The following is a 21397-nucleotide window of genomic DNA, read 5'->3' on the forward strand; positions in this document are numbered from 1 at the left end:
CAAAAATATCCGCACGGCCTCTGTCAAAGTTTACCTTTGTCCGATTTTATACACATGGGGTTAAATTTTAGCATTAAAGCCATAGACAAGCATTCCCAAGCTAGAAGGGGTGAGTTATTGACAGGTCACGGTACCATACAAACGCCAATTTTCATGCCGGTTGGAACCGCAGGAACCGTTAAAGCAGTTCACCAACGTGAACTATATTCTGATATTAATGCCGAAATTATTTTAGGAAATACCTATCATTTATACTTACGACCGGGAACGGAAATATTAAAAAAGGCCGGGGGATTGCATCAGTTTAACGGTTGGCATCGACCCATCTTAACCGATAGTGGGGGGTATCAGGTTTATTCGCTTGCCAATAATCGGAAAATTACCGAGGAAGGTGTTAAGTTCAAATCCCATATTGATGGCAGTAATCATTTTTTTAGTCCGGAAGGTGTTATGGATATCGAAAGAGCTATTGGAGCTGATATTATCATGGCTTTCGATGAATGTACACCTTATCCATGTGAGTTTTCTTATGCTAAAAAGAGTATGGAATTGACCCATCGTTGGTTAGATCGTTGCATTAGTCGGGTGCAAGAAACTCAACCATTGTATGGATACGAACAATTTCTTTTTCCTATAGTTCAAGGTAGTACTTACCATGAATTAAGGAAACAATCAGCCGAATACATAGCTTCTAAAGGCGCAGAAGGAAATGCTATTGGTGGTTTAAGTGTTGGCGAACCAGCCCACATGATGTATGAAACAGTGCAATTGGTGAATGAAATTTTGCCAAAGGATAAACCCAGGTATTTAATGGGAGTTGGTACTCCTGCAAATATTCTCGAAAATATAGCCTTAGGGGTTGATATGTTTGATTGTGTGATGCCAACCCGAAATGCAAGAAACGGTATGATTTTTACCTGGCAGGGTAAAATCAATATCCGAAATGAAAAGTGGAAAGACTGCTTTGAACCAATTGATCCACAAGGCTCAGCTTGGGTAGATCAAAATTATAGTAAGGCATACCTACGTCACCTATTTTATTCCGGTGAAATGTTAGGCCCCATGATGGCCTCTGTTCATAACCTAACTTTCTACCTGGATTTGGTTCGAACCGCCCGAACCAAAATAGAAGAAGGGGTGTTTATGGAATGGAAAAATTCCGTTATAAACGATCTGGACAGGAAGCTTTAATTAAAATTTGCCTTTCTGAATATAAAAGTCCGCAATATCCCTTCGCAATGCTTTTGGGTTGATAGGATACGACTTGAGTAAGCCGGAAACCAGTTTGTGCATATACCATTTGGTAAAGCCATCTGCATAGCTATCGATGGCGTTTTTTGCAGCTAGTTTAGCATTTTCAAGTGCATCATACAAAAACAACTGAGCCATTTTGGTTTTAATTTCCAATTCTTTTGCCTCTATTCCTCCTTTCGATTTTAATTTAGAAACTCTTAAAAAGGCTGATTCAGTTAAGAAAGCCATAGCTAAGATATCGGATAGATTCATCACAATTTCTTGTTCTTCTACCAGTTTGGATTTTAATTTGCCTCCGGCTGAACCGGTAATTACCATAAATACGGTTTTTAGGTTATTAACCAGTTCCATTTCTTTTCCTAAATATCCTCCACCTGAAAATGGATTCCAATTGTTAAGAATATTAGCCGGTACTGATTTCATGGCAGCTTTCATGTCCAATTCTTTGGTTTGAAAACCTCGTTTGTAAAATTCAGCCAAGGATAGCATTCTGTTAATTTCATTAGTGCCTTCGTAAATTTTGGTAATCCTGGCATCTCTGTAGGCCATTTCAACCCCGGTTTCCATGGAATATCCCATGCCACCGAATATTTGAATCGATTCATCGGCTGCATTACACATCGCTTCTGAACCATGGATTTTTAAAATTGCACATTCAATAGCATACTCCCGCATGGCATTGATTTTAGCCTCATTTCCCGAACTGCCGGAATCTAGTAATTCCTTATGCTTTTTGTCTACGTCGGCTCCAACACGATATACACCTGATTCTAAAACAAAGGCTGTGGTGGCCATTTTTCCAATTTTTTGTTTCATAGCTCCAAAACTGGAAATTGGAACCCCAAATTGGATGCGTTGGTTGGCATAATCAATAACCTTTTCCATTCCAAATTTAATTCCTCCAACTCCTCCTGCAGCAATTTTAACCCTACCACTGTTCAAGATATTTAAGGCCATGTTGAAGCCTTTTCCCCTTTCCCCAAGCAGGTTTTCTTTGGGAACTGGACAATTATTGAAAAACAATTGGACGGTGGAAGAAGCTTTAATTCCCATCTTTTTTTCTTCTTTTCCAATATCAATTCCTCCAAAGTTTTTCTCTACAATAAAGGCACTGAGTTTGTCATCGGTATCTATTTTGGCAAAAACAATAAATACATCGGCAAATCCTCCGTTGGTAATCCACATTTTTTGACCGTTCAATAGGTAATGGGTTCCTTCAGAATTTAATACTGCCTTGGTTTTCCCACTGTTAGCATCTGAACCGGCACTTGGCTCTGTTAAACAGTATGAACAGGCCAATTCTCCTGTAGCTATTCCGGGTAAATATTTGGCTTTTTGTTCCTCATTTCCATACCATACAATAGGTAAACTCCCAATGGAGGTTTGACATCCAATAGTAGTTGCAAAGGAAAATCCCAACGATAATGCTTCTGTGTATAATAAACCGGTATTAAAATCCAATCCCATGCCACCGTATTGCTCATCGATAGAAACGCCACATAGACCTACTTCAGAAGCTTTTCTGAAAATTTCCAATACTTTTTCACGATCTTTTTCAGCATCTAAAGTGGCTACCTTCTCTAATCCCATTCCATGAACTTCCCTTAACATAAAATCCTTCACTAAATCGAATACCATTTTTTGCTCTTCCGAAAATTCTTCAGCAATAAAAACATCCGATGGATTGGAATTTTTTAAAAGAAATGAGCCTCCTACTAAATTTGATGACATAGTTTAAAATTTGGGTTGCAATTTTAACTAAAAAAGCTTGGAAATCATGGATTACACATGATTTCCAAGCTTTTTTAATGTAATTTGTAAATTTAGCTGTTTAACTTGACCAAAATCTTCTTGGCTTCTTCCTGGAATGCTTTATCTTCCAGCATCAATTCTTTACGGCAAGGAAGATTGACTACTGCATTAAAATAAATCTTTGCACGCTCCTTTTGCCCCATTTCTAACAAAGTTTCTCCATAATAAAAGTTATTTCCGTGGTCCTTTGGAAAATACCTAAGCGATTTCTCAACCAATTTCACCCCTACCTTATCATTAGGCCAGGTTATCATAAAGGGAATATAGGGTGCCTTAATGTTCAATAATCCCAAAATTTTGAAACCGGATGCACAATTATACATAGAATCCAGCTTAATTAATTCTTCGGTATGGCCTTTCATTTTAGCTAATAAGCCATCTTTGGCGCATTTCATAATTCCATTTGTTTCTCCCCAAAATCCCATGCCGGTAATGTACTCGAACCGAATGGCTGCAGAACTTGGATAAACTCTTACCAAGTATTCTCCTAATGCCTTGGTTTTCTCAAAACGCATCCGTTTCTTTTCTATATCAGTTTCCACAAAACGGGCAATGTAATTATGACAACGCATCAAATACAAACCTGAAATCTCCCTTTCTTCTCCTCGATTGTATTGTTTTTGAAAATAATCCAATGCTTTGTAAATGAAGTCTGGCCTGGCATGAAGTCCGTTCGCCCCTTCTGCCCTTCGCTCATACCAAGCTATGCCTTCGGCTCTATTTTCTGCTGAAAATGAGCTAAATAGCAAAATTGCAAACAAGGAAAATGATAGCAATCGCATAGCTTTTTTTTGCTAAGAAACGATTCTTTTTGAATCTAGATACATCTTGTTGATTTTTTTTAAGAACATTTCATCAAAAACTTCTTCTGCCTATCGTTTGGATCGATACCTTTGTCTCTCATGAGTTTCGTTTATCCTGCATTCCTAGCGGCTCTAATATCCATAGCGATTCCCATTGTTATTCACCTGTTTAATTTCCGTCGGTTTAAAACAGTTTACTTTCCGGATGTCAGCTTTTTAAAACAAATTCAAGTTGAAAAGCAAACTCAGAATCGACTCAAACATCTTCTTGTTCTATTAAGCCGAATCCTGGCCATTGTGTGCCTGGTCCTTGCTTTTGCTCTTCCCTTTTTTAAAAATGACTCTAACCCGGTCGGTGATAATTTGAAATCTGTAAGCATTTTTGTCGATAACTCCTTTAGTATGGAGCAAGTTGATGAAAACGGTACGCTATTGGAAGCAGCCTTGCTGAGAGCCAATGAACTTGTTAAAGCCTATGGCCCCGCCGATAAGTTTCAAATTATTACAAACGACCTGGAGGCAAAACATCAACACCTGCTGAACAAAATGGAAATTCAAAAGGAGTTGGAACTTATTAAATCTTCCCCGGCTTCCCAAGGTCTGCATAAAATATTGCAACGTCAAGATCAAGCACTGCAAGAGGGAGGTTCCATTAATAAGGATATTTATATTCTCTCGGATTTTCAAAATCACATGATTGATAATCCTTTAAAAGGTGTTGATAGCAGTGCCCGGGTTTTTTTGGTTCCTCTTCAGGCTAATCCCGCTTCCAATGTTTATTTGGATAGTTGTTGGTTCGCTTCCCCAATTCAGCAGCTTGGGTCAGAAGCTGAACTCAAAATTCGTTTGGTAAATAATAGCAAGGAAAACAGAGAAGCTATTCCGGTAAAACTGACACTTAATGGTGTGCAAAAAGCTTTAACCACCATTTCCATCGGCCCCAATCAATCGGTCAATTCTTCCCTGAAATTTAAAGTTGATAAACCTGGCTTCTTTCAGGCTGTATTGCAAATTTCCGATTATCCCGTGGTTTATGATGATGCTTTTTTCTTCTCCTTTTCGGTGGCAAGTAAAATTAAGGTGCTTTGTGTTTATGAATCAAATGAGCCAAAATCAATTGCCTCTCTCTTTAACTCCGATCCCGGTTTTATTTATCAATCCCAAAATATTGGCTCTATTAAATTCGATGAACTGAAAACCTTTGATTTGGTAATTCTTTATCAACTTAAACAATTAAGTAGTGGTTTAGCTCAAGAAGTAGGTAACTTTGTTAAGATGGGGCATTCAGCCTTATTAATTCCTGCTGCTACCATTGATTTCCCCAGTTACAATTCCTTTCTTTCCGAAAATCAGCTTCCCGGTTTTATTGCTGCCGATTCAAGCTTGGCTAAAGTGAAATCAATCGAATTCCAAGCTCCTATTTATAAACAGGTTTTTACTACCAAAGAATCGAATGTGGATTTGCCCATGGTAAAAAAGCATTTTACTACTTCGGGAAATGGATCGGTAGAAAAACTTCTGCAACTTAATAATGGAGATGGTTTCTTGATGAAATCCGGAAAATCTAATTTTTACTTGCTTAGTTCCCCTCTAGACGAAAAAGCTACCAATTTTACAAAACATGCGCTTTTTGTTCCAACCTTGTATAATATTGCATTGTTCAGTGTTCAGCAAATGGAATTGTATCAGGAAATAGCTGAAAATAACCACTTCGAAATTAAAACGCCTGAATCTAAATCAGAAACATCCGTGAAGGTTACCAATGGCAAAGGATTTGAATTTATTCCTGAACAAACTTTGGAGTCGAATAGCTTGGGTATCAACTTGCATGGCCAGGTAAAAGTGGCCGGAAATTACTGGATTATGAATGGAGCCGACACTTTGGGTAGTTTGGCCCTCAATTATCCCAGACACGAAAGTGATTTAAGGTTCTTAGAAGGAAGTAAACTTACTCAATGGATCGAAGAAGCCGGTATTAAAAATGTCGAATTGTTTCAACCCAATACTCATAATCTGAGCAATTCTGTCGCCAATATGCGTCAAGGAAGCAAGCTATGGAGAATTTTTCTCATGCTGGCCTTGGGGTTTTTATTGGTCGAAGTTGCTTTGTTACGTTTTTGGAAAACCTAAGCTCTAATCCATGAAATCCCTTTACAAAAACCTTCATGTAATTGACCCCCAATCTCCTTTCCATGGTGAAACCGTAGACCTGGTGGTAGAGAATGGAACCATTTCTGAAATTGGCTCAAACTTAGGTGAACAAGGTGTTTCTTTTCAGAAAAAAGCCTACATTTCGCCGGGTTTCTTCGATTTACATACTCATTTTGGCGAACCGGGTTTCGAAACTAATGAAACCATTGACTCGGGTAGCAAAGCTGCCTTGAAAGGTGGTTTTACCGGAGTTTGCCTAATGCCCGATACCAACCCTGCACTCGATAATCGCCAAAGTATTGAGTTTGTAACTAGCAGAATCAAGCATTCCGGATTGGCTATTTATCCTGCAGGTGCTTTAACCCAACACCGCAATGGAAAGGATTTAGCCGAATTGTTCGATATGCAACTCGGAGGGGCTGTTGCTTTTACCGATCATAAACGTAGCATCGCTGATCCCGGACTTATGCAACGCGCCTTGCTCTATGCCAAAGGAATCAATGCCTTGGTAATGAGTTTTCCCGATACCAAAGAAATTAGTGGCTCCGGTTTGTTAAATGAAGGCGTGGTTAGTACCAAATTGGGTATGAAAGGTATTCCAAATATTTCCGAGTTTCTGGCTGTTACCCGCGACATTGCTTTGTGCGAATACCTTGGAACCCGGGTGCATTTTTCTTGCATAAGCACTGCCGAAGCTATTGATGCAATTCGAAACGCTAAAAGGAAAGGACTTCCAATTACCTGCGACGTTTCTGCACATCACCTCTATTTTACCGATGAAGATTTGTTGGATTTCAATTCCAATTTAAAACTAAAACCTCCTGTTCGAACTGAGTCCAATCGTCAGGCATTGATACAGGCCTTGCTTGATGGCACCATTGATGCCATTTGCAGCGATCACCGCCCCGAAAGTATCGAGGCCAAAGATGTGGAGTTCGATTATGCCGCTTACGGTGCTATTGGCTTGGAAAGTTTTTGGGGTGAACTGGGTGTGGCCCTTGGTAATAAACTGGATTTGAGTAAGTTAATTGAATTGGTTTCTATTCGACCTCGACAAATATTAAATCTCACGATTCCTCAAATTGCGGTTGGAGCTGAGGCTTCATTTGTTATTTACGAAACGGAAACAGAATACCTTTTCTCGGCTGCTGATATTGTTTCTAAGTCGCAAAATTCGCCTGTTTTAGGTCGAACATTAAAAGGGAAGGTGCTCGAAACCATCGTCTGATTGGTAGTTTATTTTCTTGATTTTTATGCGGGCCCCTTTTCGCCCTCTGATTTTCTGCAAAACCTAAGCTTGGTAGAAGGCGAAAAGGTCACGCTATCGCCCATAGTCTTCGGTCAGCTCCGTTAACACTGCGCTGGCCTTCGAGCTATTTGGCTCTATCGTTGCCCGACCGAACCCCAAAGTTTATAAGAATTTCAAAAATTAGCGGTAATCAAAGTTGCTAATTTGGTATGAAATTCTATTAATTGTAAGGATTTTGCAGGAATGTTTGGGGTTGCAGTCCGGGTAGGGATAGAGGCAAGTAGCCCACAGGCACCCGCGGCGCTAGCTAAGGGTGGCGAGGACTACAGCCGATAGCCCGACCATTCGCCTTGCCATCATTCAGGATAGCACTTTGTTCGGTGGCGAATGGGACCCGCCAAACAACAAAAAAATTAATCTAAAACAAAAATGAAAGTCATGGTACCATGTTGTTCTTTGGTACCGTCAAAGCTTGGGTTAAACTTGGTTGCAAATGCAGCCTGACGGGCTTTTGCGTATAAAATTGGACTTGCAGTTGTACTACCTCTGGCGCCAGGTTCTGCCCGCACCACATCGCCCAATTCATTAACAATAATTTCTACCACCACTTTGCCTTGGTCTTGAGAATCATCAAATACGGTAGGTTTTTTAACCAAGGAGCGGCCTTTTAAATTGTACCGTATTCCTTTTCCAACGCCAACTCCCGGGCCACCGCCACTACCTCCATTTCCATCGGTAAGCGGGTTCCCATCCGGACTACCTTCATTACCGGCCTGACCGCTATTTCCATCTCCACCACCAGAATTTTTGGTACGCGACCTGAATTTATTCAAGGCATTCATTAATTCATTGCTGGGTTGAGGCTGAGGTTTGACTTGTTCAATAGGGGCATCCGGTTTTTTAACCGATTCTTTGGCGTCAGGTTTAGCGTTGAGGGCTACAGACTCTTCTGCTTCGGAGGTGAGGATATTTTCAGCTTTATTTGGGCTTGATTGCGTGTTTGGACTTGGGTTTTGAGGAACAGGTGAAGGATCTGAGATATTGCCCATTTGGTCGTTTTCCACATTTCCGGTACCTTCAATAAAATTACCGAAATTAACTTCGATACCCGGGGCAGGACTATCTGGATAGGGAGGATTAGGAGTTTTGATAGTCAGAAGAATAAAAATCAGAAAAATGAGGGCGTGAAAAACCAAGGTAATTACCATGCCCCAAATCCTTGAACTATTGTCTTTTTCTGCAGTAATCATCCGAGGTTGAATTTACCCATTAGGTGATTTGGTTGCTAAAATCATTTTAACATTGAGGCGGTGACCAATTTGTAATACATCAACCACATCCTGAATGCTTAGTGTATTGTCGAATCGAAGCACTACGGTTGGGTCCTGGGTTCGATCTACTTCGGTTTTTATGGCAATTTCTAATTCTTCGAAAGCGACAGGAACATTGTTAATGTAATAATGATGGTCTTTATCAACACTAACAGTAATTTGTTGTTTGTTCATTGTTTGACTTTGTTTACTATTGGGCAAAGTCAATTTTATGACGGATGGATTTACCAAGGTGCTGATAATGAGGAAGAATAAGAGTAGAAAGAACATAATGTCATTCAAACTCGAAGTTGCAACCTCGGCGGTGTGAAATCTTTTTTTGCGAAGATCCATGATTAAGGTTATTTGCCGGGTTCGTTAAGGATATCAAGGAAATTTAGAACAGCCAACTCCATGGCATTGATTCGTTTTTCGAGAAGTGCGTTCAACCAGTGAAAGCATATGAAAGCCAACACACCAACAATTAAACCTCCGGCGCTTGTGACCATTTTTTCATATAAACCTCCTGCAATTAATCCGATGGAAATGTTATCGGCCAGAGAAATGTTGTAGAAGATTTTAATAACACCCAGAATGGTTCCGATAAAACCAAACATGGGCGCCACACCGGCAACGATAGAAAGTACGTTGATACCTCTTTCCAATTTGTAAACTTCTTGTTTTCCGGCAGATTCCATAGCGTTTTCGATTTCTTCAACCGGGCGCCCGATACGTGAAATACCTTTTTCAAGTACTATCGCTACCGGACTTCCATTGGAACGGCAATAGTTTCTGGCCCCTTGCAAATCACCTTTTAGGATCATATCGCGTAGGGTGTTAAGTAAATTGGAGTCTTTATTTTTTGCCTTTATTAGAACCAATAGTCGTTCAACCAGGATAAAAACGGTAATAACGGATAGAATGGCAATAGGAATCATTATAATTCCCCCTTTGAGTATCATTTCCCAAAGCGAAAGGCTGGTTTCGGTTGGAACAGCAGCAGCTGGAATACTAGGAGTTGGAAGTGAATCTTGCACTTGGGCAAGCAGGGTCAGGACTGAATTCATCATAGTTGTTTCGATCTGAATGTAAAGTAAAGGTGTCCTCTACGAACTAACGCAAATCACCTTTGCTTATTGCGAAGGTAGTTTGCTTGGTTGTGAAGGATTGGGAATGAAGCTTGTACTTTTAAACAGGCAAATGTTGGAATAGGGTTGGGCGAAAGTGCGGGAAATAGGGGTATACTAAAAACAGGGTAAAGCTTTAAAAGCTCCAATCAGCCATGGCTTTTCGCTTTTGTCGTAGGAATTTTTTGTGTTTCCGGTTTTCTTGATATTCTAACTTAAGTTGTTTGACCACCTTGGGTTTAAAAATGCTTCGGTATAATCCACCAAGAAAAAGTTTAACTCGGATGGCATAGTAGGGGGAGTTTAAAACCTTTTTAATGGCAGGTTCTTTGGTGAAAACGTGGCTATAACCAATACCGGCACCAATACCCAGCCAGTGAAAAATTCGATAATGTGCGTTAATTCCGGCGGAGGTAAAAAGGAGATTGGAGGTAACTCTTCGACCTTTGATTTCTTTGGATAAGGTATTGGTATCAATTTTCCCTTGGCCTAATCCCAGATTAAATGGAAAACTCACTTCCCAGCGGAAGTCTTCATAGGCAACATATTCAAAAAATGGGCCCATGTAGGTTAGTTTTAATTGTTGTTGAACGGTATCTTTTTCTCTGAAAATCACATCCAGTGGACGAACTTTACCTAGAAAAAAGAAGGAATATCCAAATCGATAGCGGTGATATAATTCGATACCGACCTTGATCCCATCTATTTTAGTGGAAGGTTTGGCAAGAAATAAATTACGGTCATCAAAACCTGCCACTAAATCAAACCAAGGTTTCTTTTTTAGAAAAAGGCTATCTTTTTTAATATCCCAAGTGAGGGTGTCTACCTTAAATGTTTGACTCAAAAGTTGGAAACATGCTAGGCAAAGCAACAAGGTGATAAAAGTTTTCATGTTGCCGAGATGAACCTTTCTTTTCCGGATAGGTCAACATGGGAAAGTGTTTTCCTTCCGGATGTTTCACGGATGATTTGTTGAGTTTCTTCTCCGAGTTTCGAATTGATTTCTAGCCATGCCTGTCCGGTTGGAGCCAGGTGATGTTTCATGAAATTTCCAATGGCATTATAAAATACTACAGGATCTCGATCCGGAACAAACAGCGCACTATGAGGCTCATGGTCTAATACATTGGCATCCATTTCCAATTTTTCCTTTTCCATTATATAAGGTGGGTTAGAAACCACCAAATCAAAAACCATGGACTCCTCTAATTGAAATTGGTTTAAAAGGTCTTGACGGATATATTCTACCTGCAGCCCCAATTTTAAGGAATTTTGTCGGGCTACCTTCAGCGCATCCGGACAAATATCCAATCCAAAAACGTTTGCATCAGGGAATATTTTCTTTAGCGATAAAGCGATACAACCGCTTCCTGTGCATAAATCAATAATCTGTTTGGGAGCTGTTTTATTTTGATAATTTTCTCGGATAAGTTCAATTAATTCTTCGGTTTCCGGTCTAGGAATTAATACAGAAGAGTTTACTTGCAGGATTAATCCATAAAATTCAGTTTCCTCAACAATGTATTGCCAGGGGATTTGTTTCTTTAATTTTCGAATCACTTTTTGAACCACCAGAATTTCAGACTCAGAAAGTCGTTTGGTAGGTTCAGAAGCAAGCTGAATGGGAGTAATTCCAAAAAAATGTTTCAGCAAAAGCCGAAATAATAACTGTAAAGTTTCGGTCTGGTAATATTCATTCAGCTCTTGGAAAAAGTAGAGCTTAATTCTATCCAGCCGATTGCTGGGAGGCAAAGGCGCAATCACATGGCAAAAGTAAATATTAAATTAAAAATCAAACACATGGAGTTTCTTTGCTGAAGGAATTTTGGCACATAGGAGGAAATTTCCTTTTTATTTAAAAGAGGGATTGAATAGGAAGTTAATTCAAGGTAAAGCAGTATTTTTCTGTTGAACCCAGATTACGAATTAGAAATGCATAAACGAGTTAAGGATTTGTAAATCAATTTGTTTGTTCAAATTGATAACAACTTCTTACTCGGGGTAAGCCCAACTAAATCAAGAAGTTCGGATTTGGAATCCTCTTATTGATTAAATTGGGTTGAAATGGGATTTTTATCCTTGTAATTTATGAAATAACCTGCACCCCATTTGATAATTGAGGAAGATAAAATTCAGCCTGGTAACCTGTTGCCAATGCATAGTTTTTAGCAATAAATTCTTGGAATTGGTTCAGTTTGGATGGTTCTATTAAGGCTAAGGCACAACCGCCAAATCCTCCTCCCATCATTCGGGCACCAAGGCAAAAATCCATAGAAATTGCTAATTCAACTAAGGTGTCCATTTCCTTTCCACTTACTTCATAATCTGCTTTTAAGGAAAGGTGGGATTGGGTTAAAAGTTTTCCAAATTGTATCCAGTTTTTTTCACGTAAGGCTGAGGCACTTTTCAGAACCCTTTGATTTTCAGTTATTACATGCCTGGCTCGTTTACGTATGGTTTCATTTTCCAATAAAGCTAAATCGTTTAATTCTGCGGAGGCCAGGTTTAAGATGTTTTTTTTATGTTGGATTCCGGCCAGAGCCAATTCACTTTCAGCTCTTCGCTCATTGTACTTGCTTTCAACGAGTTTCCTAGGCTTACATGAATTAATTACTACCAACTGGTACTGATCCAGTTGAACCGGGATTTCAATACAATCTAATTTTTGGCAATCCAATTGTAAGGCAGTATTTTCTTTTCCGTTGGCAACTGCAAATTGGTCCATGATACCACAATTCATTCCAACAAATCCGTTTTCAGCCGATTGTCCCCAAAGAGCCAAGCGGGTTCGGTTTATTTCTATTTGGTTAAAATGACAAACCATATAACACACCAAAACTTCAAGAGATGCAGAAGAAGATAATCCGGAGCCGCGTGGAATATCACCCATAAATACCATATCCAAACCTACCAATGGTGCTTGTGTAGCATGGTAAACTTCTAAGATTGAACCTGCTACATAGGCAGACCAAGAGCCTGCTAATCGGGTTGAAAGTTCTTTCTCATTGATTTGAAATTCTATGGGTTCATCCGGTAAATTGCAGGAAAATATTCTAAACTTATTGAGGTTGTTGGGTTTAGCCATCGCATAGGTGCCAAGTGAAATGGCAGCCGGAAGTACCCAGCCACCGTTGTAGTCGATGTGATCACCCATTAAGTTTATTCGACCGGGACAAAAAAAGGAGTTTCCCGCTAATCCAAACTGTTGTTGGAAGGTAGAGAAGATTTTTTCTAGAACCGACTTATTCATTATTCGCCTTCTTAATTATTTCGAATGCAATGGTATGACTTTCTCCTAAGTGGTCGGTTACGTTTAATCGATGTTTACCCGGTTCCGGATTAATTTGGATTTCATGTAGGGTAGTGGTGGTGGTAATAAATTCTCCATCCAAGGACCAATAAACACTTGCATTTTCTTGTTTGTGAGTGGCTCTGCAAATAATTCCAAGCTGAATGTTTTCATGGTTTCGAGGTATAAAAATTTTGGCATTGGGAGTTGGGTAAACTAAGCCCAATTGGGTATCTACATCTTTGGGATCGCAACCTGGTTTAAAAGGAGGTAAGGATTTGAATCCCGGGTTTTTTGCCTTAAAATACCATTCTTCAACAGGATTAAGTACAAAATAGACTTCTTTTTCCATTTCAGAAACCTGATAGCAATCCCCTGTAACTCGATGTAACTTTTCTTTATCCAAAAACTGCATTTTATGATAGGAACAGATTTGGATGTGATTGCTATTTTTCTGAACCCATTCAATTTGGGTATTCGGGCATAATTCGGAGGGTGGTAATCCACTTTGAGAGCAGAGTCGGACTTGTTTTAACGAGTAGGAGGGAGTTTTAAACCAATTTGATCTTGGAAGTGAACTGAAAATGTCAAAAAGAAGTGGTGCAGCAGTAGCAATTCCGGTTAATCCGGGTCGGCCTTCGCCATTGGCATTCCCAACCCAAACTCCTACGGTATAGGAAGGATTAACACCAATTGCCCATCCATCTCTGAACCCAAAACTGGTACCTGTTTTCCAAGCTACTTTGCTTCCACTTGAAAATTCACGCCAAGAAGCTTCCAGATCAGGTCTAGCAACTTCCACCATGGCTTCGAGGGTTAACCACGCCACTCCCGGATCAAAGGTGGCATTGTTTTTTTCAAGAATACTTGATTCGGGCAGATAGTGTGGAGGGAAAATAGGATTTTTATTGGTAGGAGTAATGGCTCTTGCCATGGAAGCATACATACCGGTAAGTTCCCATAAGTTTCCTTCAGCACCACCTAAAATAATGGATAATCCGTAGTGTTTGGCATTTTTTGTCAAGGTATGCATACCTAATTTTTTGAGCTGAATATTGAGCTTGTCAGTTCCGATTTGTTGCAATATCTTAACGGCAGGTATATTAAGGGATCGTCCTAAGGCTCTTTTGGCAGGAACAATTCCATCATAGCTTAGGCTGAAATTTTTTGGTGAATAACCATGAATGTGCAAGGGGATGTCTTGAACTAAGGTGGAAGGATAAAGAATGCCTTCTTGTAAGGCTAGGGCAAAAAGAAATGGCTTAAGGATACTTCCTGTACTTCTGGGAGCTGCAATAATATCAACATTTTCATGATGTTTTGGATGAAGTGGAGCTTCCACATTTCCAACATAGGCCAAAAGTTCACCGGTTTGGGTATTAATAACCATGGCAGCCATATTGTGAATTTCATTTTGCCTCCAATATTCATGGTGTTTGGCAATGTGTTGATTGAGTCTTCTTTGAAGGGGAAGTTCTACTGTTGTGTGAATGGTTTTTCCGGTATGTCCATCTTTTTCAATTCGGAGCATTAAGTGTGGAATTTCTTGAGGAATTGGTTTTGGCGCTCCGGGAATTGGTTCTAATAAGGATAACTCATAGGTTTGTTTATCAATTTTTTGATCCTTGTAAAGCTGAAGGAGTAAGTTGTTTCTTTTTCGGAGTAGTCTATCCTGATTTTTGCCGGGAAAAATGATGGCCGGACTATTGGGTAATACAGCCAATGTGGCCGACTCTGCCCAGGAAAGCAAATCAGAAGGTCGCCCGAAATATCGCCAGGAAGCAGCCTCTAAACCAACTGTATTGCCTCCAAAAGGTGCGTGAGATGCATAAAGGTTTAAAATTTCATCCTTAGAGTATTCAGCCTCCAAACGTATGGCTAAATAAAGTTCGATTAATTTTTCCCAATAGGTTCGGGAAGGGTTTTTCCTATGCATTCGAATAACTTGCATTGAAATAGTTGAGCCTCCGCTGGTTTTTTTACCATGTTTTAAATTTAATCGAATGGCTCTAAACAATGAAATTGGATTAAGCCCGGGGTGGTGGTAGAAATGTCGGTCTTCAAATTCAATCAAACAGGTAGAGAATTTAATAGGTATGCTATCTGATTCCGGAAACCGCCATTGGCCATCCAGGGCAATTTTTGCACCAAGAAGTTTTGAGTTTTTCCCATATACAACCGTTGAATAGGAATCATCAAACAAGATAGAAGGAAGAGAAATCCAAAATGCTACCAGAAATGCAACCAAAATCAATACTCTTTTCCCCCATTTGGAATTAATTCCTGACCATAGGGAGTTGAGGTATTGTTTCATATAGCAAGTTTGGTAGGATAAAAATTTGAAATTTTATTAAATTCAGCAAGATGCAAAAATAGAGAACTAACTTTGCGCAAAATTTATGAAAGCATGGTAATGTTATTTTTAGGTGATGTCGGAGGTGGTGAATTGTTGTTAATCATGTTGGTGGTATTGTTGTTTTTTGGATCAAAACAAATTCCTCAGTTAGCTAGAGGTTTGGGCAAGGGGATTCGTGAATTTAAGGATGCCGCGAATGGAATTCAAAGAGAGATAGAAAAAAGCATCCATGAGGTTCCAGCACCTGAAGAGAAGGTAGTAGAAAGAATAGAGCCTAAGCCTTTGCAGGAATATATTGAACCTGAAATAGTTGAAGAAACAAAGGCTGAGTTGCCTGAAATTAAGCCTGCTCCGGGTAGTATAGCTCGGGAAGTTTAATTATTCTTTAGAATAAATTTTTACTTCTTTCTCACCGTTCGTACTAATCACAATCTTTGGCTTTCCGTCCTTAAACTTCACCGAAAATGGAGTGGATCCTTCCATTGGAAAACCTTCTATAGCCTCGGCTTTGGAATCCAAAAGGAATAAATTTCCACCGCTGACAATTCCAATATTTGTTTTAGAGCCATTGCTAATAAGTTGTGGAGGAAATCCTATTACATCTTCCCATTTATGATTTCCAATCATTTTCTTTTGTCTGGAATAAATGGTAATTTCATTTAGGTCAACATAGATAAATTCAATAGTTCCGTCTGAATCCAAATCTTTTGCAAGGAAATAGTGGTTTTGTGTAACAGGTTTAATCTTTATTTTTTCAATCTTTCCATCTCCATTTACATAGATAATTGTTCCATCGGTAGTGGTAAAATACAATCCAGGAAATTTGGCATTTTTACCGGAATGGCTGAAAATTCCGTTTGAAGAAGAAAGTTCGAATTTTTCTTTTACCTGAGTTTTTTTCTTCCCTGTTCGTTCATATAATTTAAGCTTACCTTCAAGATCAAAACTGGCCAAAATGTCTTTATTGTTTGATTGAAAATACTGAAATGGCTCGATTATCTCTTCTTCAACCTTGGATAATGTCCAACCTTTTACTTGTTTACCTGTTTTGTCCAGGTTATAAGCCTTTTCGTTGGAACAGGCAAATACAAAACGATAATCACCTTTTTTCTCATAGTCAAAAACACTAATTCCGGAAGTACATGATGCATCGAGTTTAATAGGGAAATTAGGAAGTAATTCCCCATTTAGGGAAATTCCATAAATGGTATTTTTGGTGCAAACCAGTAATCCTGGTTTTTCCTGATCCAGGTTTTTTAAAAAATAAATAGGACCTTTTGTTTTTTCCTTAATGTCAAATTTCCATTTGGTGCGTCCTAAGGTTGAAAGACAATAAAGTTGATGGGCATCGTCTAAAAAAATAAATTCAGTTTCTTCGTTTAAGGGGTTATCAATAATTAATGGTTCAATGGAGGACGGATTTTCCAGTTGAGCCTTCCAACCTACATTTTCTTCTTGTCCTGAAATGGAATCTGAAGTTTCAGAATTTCCAAAGCTTAAATATCCGGAGGTATAGTAACCATCGCCTTGGTTTGCAAACTGAATGGCCATGGCATCAAAGGAGTTCAGGGCATCCAAATAAGGTCCTAAGTTGGGTAGGTAAGTTGGAGAAAAGAATTGTCTAACTTTTCTTCCCATCGAACTTGGAACTGAGTAAAGATAAATGTTGGAATTTTTTGAAAGGTTTTCATTGAATTTTAGGTAAGAATCCTGGTTGCCCAATGTTCTGCCTGAAAGGTAACTTGTTATAAAATTTTTAAGGGTAGTGCTGTTATTGGCAAATGCCACAAAAGGTCCAATTACTGTATAATAATTGTTGGTAATGGTTCCTATTGGACTTCCAAAAAAGCTTTGAAAAATTCCAGGATTGTTAAGACTCTTAAGACTAAATCCGTTAAATTGTTCATCCAACAACCTTAAACCACTTCCTTTTCCGGAGTTAGCTAATTCAGCCAAATTTCTGGATGCAGAGGCAGAATCGTTACAGGTTATTAATAACACGGCATTCTCCTGAATAGAAGAATCCCGGTTGTCTAAAATTCCCAGGCATAATTCTCCACCCATCCAGGAAAGAAAATGTTGGGTAATGGAATCGGGTGACTGACTTTTGTGGGTTGATTGGTAAATCTCTTTTCCAAGGTCTGATAAGGAACTTCCACCATAAAAAAAGAATCCTGAACTTGATTGAGGAAGGTATTTGCATAGCTGGGCCTCAATTGGTTTTTGTTTGAACTTACTAATGCCTAAATTCGTTCCTTGTGCCCAGGTAAATCCACTGATTAATATAGATTCAGGCTTTAAATTAATGTCTATTCCGCTCCAAGAGGCAAAGTTTCCGATTCCTAAATAAGATTCCTTTCCGATGGATTCTAAAACCTTTCCAGACCATGGACCGAAGGACTTGTAATTGATAAACAAATTAGCATCTGTTTTTTTTCCGGCCACTTTATATGCTTTTGCAAAGGAGGCATCATCTAAAATGCTCTTATTGGAGTTTAATTGCATTAAGGCGTCTTCCACTGATTTTTGGGAAGTGCTTAAGAGGAAAATACCTTCGGAGGCAGAACAATAATGATTCTCTGATGTTAGACTTGGTGAAAGCTGGTAAATGAGTTCTTGTTGAAACTGAATTTCCTTAATCTGACCCGGCTTATTAAAAATGGAATACAAAATAGATGAAAGTTCTCCATCCCAAGAAGGATCAGATAAATTGGCCGATAATAAAATCTCCGAATTGGATGATTCTGTGCCAAAAACAGAAACAATCAATGGGGAATTTTTGAACGCTTCACCAATTTGTTGATTGTTCTTCAAAAGTGAATCGGCCGACCGACAAAAATCTACCACCTTTTGAAAGGAAGGAATTCCTTGGAATTTTTCAAAATACCTGGTGTCTTTCGATAATCTTGCCCAACTTACCTGTGGTTGATGGATTTCAAGAATTAAATTACTCCGAGGAGAAATAGCTGATATACAGGGTTTGGATTGCTCTGAAGATTTTCGTAAGAACATCCACAAACCAACCGAAAGTGCCGCTATGACTAGTAATGCGCTAAATATGTAGATACGCTTTAACCCCAATTTTTCTCTCTGTTAGTTCATTACAAAAATACGCTACTACTAAGCCAGACTTATTTTCTAATAAATTTAATTCAACCATGCAATGTTGAAAGCTTAGAGTTTATAATTTTGAGCTCGTTTTTTTTTTAACCCTGGGAATTTTATTCTTTATCATAAGAGATAGTATTCCTCGATTTTTTTAACCAAGTCCTTGGTTTTATAGCCTCCTTCATTTAGGAGTATGTAAGCTCAATGACTCCAATTGATTGAATGGTTAATACTCGGTTCACAGGGTGTTTAATAAAAACGAAAAAAATATCAAATCAGTATACTTAGTGTCATTTTGACAATAAGTATTTCGATTACCTTTGCGCCCTCGTTTATGAACAGAAATTATATCCAATGAAGTTAGGAGTACCTAAAGAACGAAAAATTAAAGAAAACCGAGTTGCCCTCACCCCGGAAGTTGTTAAACAATTGGTTGGAAAAGGCTATGAAATTGTGGTTGAAACAGGAGCAGGTGATAACGCCCACTATTTAGATGCGGATTATACCTCTGCCGGTGCCAGTTTGTCCTCCTCTTCCGATGAAATTTATACTTCATCTGACGTTGTTCTTAAGGTGAATGCACCGGAACCAAATGAAGTTGCTAAAATGAAAAAAGGGGCAATCCTAGTTTCATTTATGTATGCTCTCACCAGTCCCGATTTGGTTAATGCTTGTGTTCAGGCCGGAATTACTGCCTTTTCTGTTGACGCCATTCCGCGTATTTCTCGCGCTCAAAAAATGGATGCTCTTAGTTCTCAGGCCAATCTTGCCGGTTATAAATCAGTCATTCTTGGCGCCGATCATCTAGGTAAAATTTTCCCGTTGCTTATGACAGCTGCAGGTACCATTAAACCTTCTAAAGTCGTAATTTTTGGAGCAGGTGTAGCCGGACTTCAGGCCATTGCAACTGCAAAACGCTTAGGAGCAATTGTAGAGGTAAGCGATATTCGCCCTGAAACCAAAGAGCAGGTTCAATCGCTGGGCGGGAAGTTTATCGAAGTAAAGGCCGATGAAAGCGTTAAAATGGAAGGTGGTTATGTGAAAGGGGTTTCTGAAGAATTTTTGCAACGCCAAAAGGAATTGGTTTCTAAACATGTGGCCGAAGCTGATTTGGTTATCACTACAGCCTTAATACCTGGTAGAAAGGCGCCTGTGTTGGTGACTGAATCCATGGTTAAATCAATGAAAAACGGTTCCGTTATTGTTGATATGGCTGTTGAACAAGGTGGAAATTGCGAGTTAAGTGAATACAATAAAATAGTTGTAAAAAATGGGGTAACCATTATTGGTGAACCCAACCTTCCTGCTTTATTGCCTTTTAACGCAAGTGATTTGTATGCCAAAAATATCAGTACATTTCTTTTGCATCTAAGTGATAAGGATGGTTTTAAATTTGAAATGGATGAAGAAATCACCAAAGGGAGTTGCATAGTTAAAGATGGAGTTAAATTAATAGCTTAAGTAAAATGGATAGTATTCTAAATTTTTTCTCAATTCATGAAATGACGATATACTTCGTTGTTTTGTCTGTATTTGTTGGTGTAGAGGTAATTGGTAGGGTTCCTACGGTTTTACATACGCCACTCATGTCCGGTGCCAATGCTATTCATGGTGTTGTTATCGTTGGTGCAATCTATGTGATGTTAAATGTTGACCCTTCCGATTATGTATCCCTGGCACTCGGCTTCCTTGCAGTTTTGTTGGGTACCCTCAATGTGGTTGGTGGTTTTGTAGTTACAGACCGTATGTTGGAAATGTTTAAAAAGAAATAAACTAAAATACCATGTCTCAAAGTATAATGTCCATAGCCTACCTCATTGGTTCAATTACCTTCGTGATGGGGCTAAAAATGATGAGCAATCCAAAAACTGCTCGAAATGGTAATTTGGTTGCTGCCGGCGGTATGATTATCGCCATTCTAACTACCATCCTGTTCCATTCAGGTGAAGTTCCCGGTTTTATCTATGGCCTCATTTTGGCGGCCATTGGTATTGGAACCGTAATTGGTTGGTTAACAGCTAAGAAAGTACAAATGACCAAAATGCCTGAACTGGTTTCCTTGTTTAATGGAATGGGTGGAGCTTGTGCCGCTTTAATAGGTTTAATGGAATATCACCATAATATTGGTCAAACTGGTGCCTTGCTTTCCATAGTTGCCGGCTTAATCATAGGTTCTGTTTCCTTTTCCGGCAGCATCATTGCTTTTTTGAAGCTGAATGGTACCATGAATCAACCCATTCGTTTGCCTCAATACAATATTATCAATACCATAGTAATGGTTGCTGTTTTGGCATTTGGAGCCTGGGTTGTATATGCCAGTCCGGATAGTCAAATTGTTTTGTTCGCTCTCTTCAGCGCGGCAATTCTTTATGGAATTCTGTTTACCGTTCCTATTGGTGGTGCAGATATGCCTGTTGTTATCTCCTTGCTTAACTCTTTCACCGGATTGGCCGCCGCTTTCGGTGGATTCTTATACGATAATAAAATCATGTTAACCGGTGGTATTTTGGTAGGTTCAGCAGGTACTTTACTAACTTTGGTCATGTGTGAAGCCATGAATCGCCCATTGTTTAATGTAATTTTTGGGGCTTTCGGTGGTGGACAAGCAGCGGCAGGTTCTAGTTCCGAAAAAGGAAGCATCAAGGATATTAGTGTTTCCGATACAGCAACCCTGATGAATTATTCCAAAAAGGTGGTGATAGTTCCAGGTTATGGTTTAGCAGTGGCTCAAGCTCAACATGTTATTCATGAATTGGAAACTATTCTCGAAGAACGAGGAGTGGAAGTGAAATATGCCATTCATCCTGTTGCCGGTCGTATGCCCGGACACATGAATGTTCTACTTGCCGAAAGCAATGTCAGCTATGATAAATTGGTTGAAATGGAAGATATTAATCCTGAATTCAGTTCTACCGATGTAGTTTTGGTTGTAGGTGCT

The 21397-nt window shown here is 39.2% G+C and carries 17 protein-coding genes; 7 read left to right on the forward strand and 10 right to left on the reverse strand.

The genetic code is table 11. The features are described from left to right. Nucleotides 1–54 precede the first annotated feature (54 nt). Nucleotides 55–1191 (forward strand): tRNA guanosine(34) transglycosylase Tgt, encoded by a 1137-nt coding sequence (gene tgt, locus K1X82_02965; GenBank protein MBX7181049.1) that lies wholly within the window; start codon nt 55–57, stop codon nt 1189–1191. Here the strand turns inward: tgt and K1X82_02970 are convergent, their stop codons facing one another. Both K1X82_02970 and K1X82_02975 read right to left on the reverse strand, forming a co-directional pair. Next, nucleotides 1192–2985, reverse strand: a complete 1794-nt coding sequence (locus tag K1X82_02970) for an acyl-CoA dehydrogenase family protein (GenBank protein ID MBX7181050.1) — start codon at nt 2983–2985, stop codon at nt 1192–1194. Between the two features lie 92 nt (nt 2986–3077). Further along, nucleotides 3078–3848, reverse strand: coding sequence for a hypothetical protein (locus tag K1X82_02975; GenBank protein MBX7181051.1), 771 nt, complete (start codon nt 3846–3848; stop codon nt 3078–3080). Between the two features lie 120 nt (nt 3849–3968). On the opposite strand from K1X82_02975, the gene K1X82_02980 reads away from it, so the two are divergent. Next, nucleotides 3969–5999, forward strand: coding sequence for a BatA domain-containing protein (locus tag K1X82_02980; GenBank protein ID MBX7181052.1), 2031 nt, complete (start codon nt 3969–3971; stop codon nt 5997–5999). Between the two features lie 10 nt (nt 6000–6009). After that, nucleotides 6010–7248, forward strand: coding sequence for a dihydroorotase (locus tag K1X82_02985; GenBank protein ID MBX7181053.1), 1239 nt, complete (start codon nt 6010–6012; stop codon nt 7246–7248). Nucleotides 7249–7682: 434 nt separating this feature from the next. On the opposite strand, the gene K1X82_02990 is transcribed toward K1X82_02985, so the two are convergent. The 7 genes from K1X82_02990 to pbpC all read right to left on the reverse strand — a co-directional run bounded on the left by K1X82_02990 (nt 7683) and on the right by pbpC (nt 15309). Next, entirely contained in the window at nt 7683–8519 is an 837-nt protein-coding gene (locus K1X82_02990; GenBank protein MBX7181054.1) for a hypothetical protein, read from the reverse strand. A gap of 12 nt (nt 8520–8531) precedes the next feature. Next, nucleotides 8532–8933, reverse strand: a complete 402-nt coding sequence (locus K1X82_02995) for a biopolymer transporter ExbD (GenBank protein MBX7181055.1) — start codon at nt 8931–8933, stop codon at nt 8532–8534. Nucleotides 8934–8941: 8 nt separating this feature from the next. Continuing rightward, nucleotides 8942–9646 carry a MotA/TolQ/ExbB proton channel family protein gene (locus K1X82_03000; protein ID MBX7181056.1) on the reverse strand — a complete coding sequence of 235 codons (705 nt, stop codon included), beginning with the start codon at nt 9644–9646 and terminating at the stop codon, nt 8942–8944. Between the two features lie 196 nt (nt 9647–9842). Further along, on the reverse strand, nt 9843–10598 hold the full coding sequence (locus K1X82_03005; protein ID MBX7181057.1) for a hypothetical protein: 756 nt from the start codon (nt 10596–10598) through the stop codon (nt 9843–9845). Further along, nucleotides 10595–11359, reverse strand: coding sequence for a peptide chain release factor N(5)-glutamine methyltransferase (gene prmC / locus K1X82_03010; GenBank protein ID MBX7181058.1), 765 nt, complete (start codon nt 11357–11359; stop codon nt 10595–10597). The genes K1X82_03005 and prmC overlap by 4 nt, the downstream gene beginning before the upstream one ends. Before the next feature lie 433 nt (nt 11360–11792). Continuing rightward, complete coding sequence (locus K1X82_03015; GenBank protein ID MBX7181059.1) at nt 11793–12956, reverse strand: galactokinase; 1164 nt, start codon at nt 12954–12956, stop codon at nt 11793–11795. After that, the gene (pbpC, locus tag K1X82_03020; GenBank protein ID MBX7181060.1) at nt 12949–15309 is read right to left on the reverse strand and encodes a penicillin-binding protein 1C; all 2361 of its coding nucleotides are present in this window, start codon (nt 15307–15309) and stop codon (nt 12949–12951) included. Before pbpC ends, K1X82_03015 begins: the two co-directional genes overlap by 8 nt. Before the next feature lie 93 nt (nt 15310–15402). Between pbpC and tatA the strand changes: the two genes are divergently transcribed. Then, nucleotides 15403–15729 carry a twin-arginine translocase TatA/TatE family subunit gene (gene tatA / locus K1X82_03025; GenBank protein ID MBX7181061.1) on the forward strand — a complete coding sequence of 109 codons (327 nt, stop codon included), beginning with the start codon at nt 15403–15405 and terminating at the stop codon, nt 15727–15729. Here tatA and K1X82_03030 read toward each other — a convergent pair whose 3' ends face one another. Next, complete coding sequence (locus K1X82_03030; GenBank protein ID MBX7181062.1) at nt 15730–18363, reverse strand: DUF3352 domain-containing protein; 2634 nt, start codon at nt 18361–18363, stop codon at nt 15730–15732. It lies immediately after the preceding gene. A 450-nt stretch (nt 18364–18813) separates the two neighbouring features. Between K1X82_03030 and K1X82_03035 the strand changes: the two genes are divergently transcribed. From K1X82_03035 to K1X82_03045, 3 genes are all read left to right on the forward strand, one after another. Further along, nucleotides 18814–19920, forward strand: coding sequence for a Re/Si-specific NAD(P)(+) transhydrogenase subunit alpha (locus K1X82_03035; protein MBX7181063.1), 1107 nt, complete (start codon nt 18814–18816; stop codon nt 19918–19920). A gap of 5 nt (nt 19921–19925) precedes the next feature. Then, complete coding sequence (locus K1X82_03040; protein MBX7181064.1) at nt 19926–20231, forward strand: NAD(P) transhydrogenase subunit alpha; 306 nt, start codon at nt 19926–19928, stop codon at nt 20229–20231. Between the two features lie 11 nt (nt 20232–20242). Next, the coding region (locus K1X82_03045; GenBank protein MBX7181065.1) for an NAD(P)(+) transhydrogenase (Re/Si-specific) subunit beta at nt 20243–21397 on the forward strand (1155 nt) is incomplete at its 3' end.

The organism is Bacteroidia bacterium (assembly GCA_019695265.1).
Classification (GTDB): Bacteria; Bacteroidota; Bacteroidia; order JAIBAJ01; family JAIBAJ01; genus JAIBAJ01.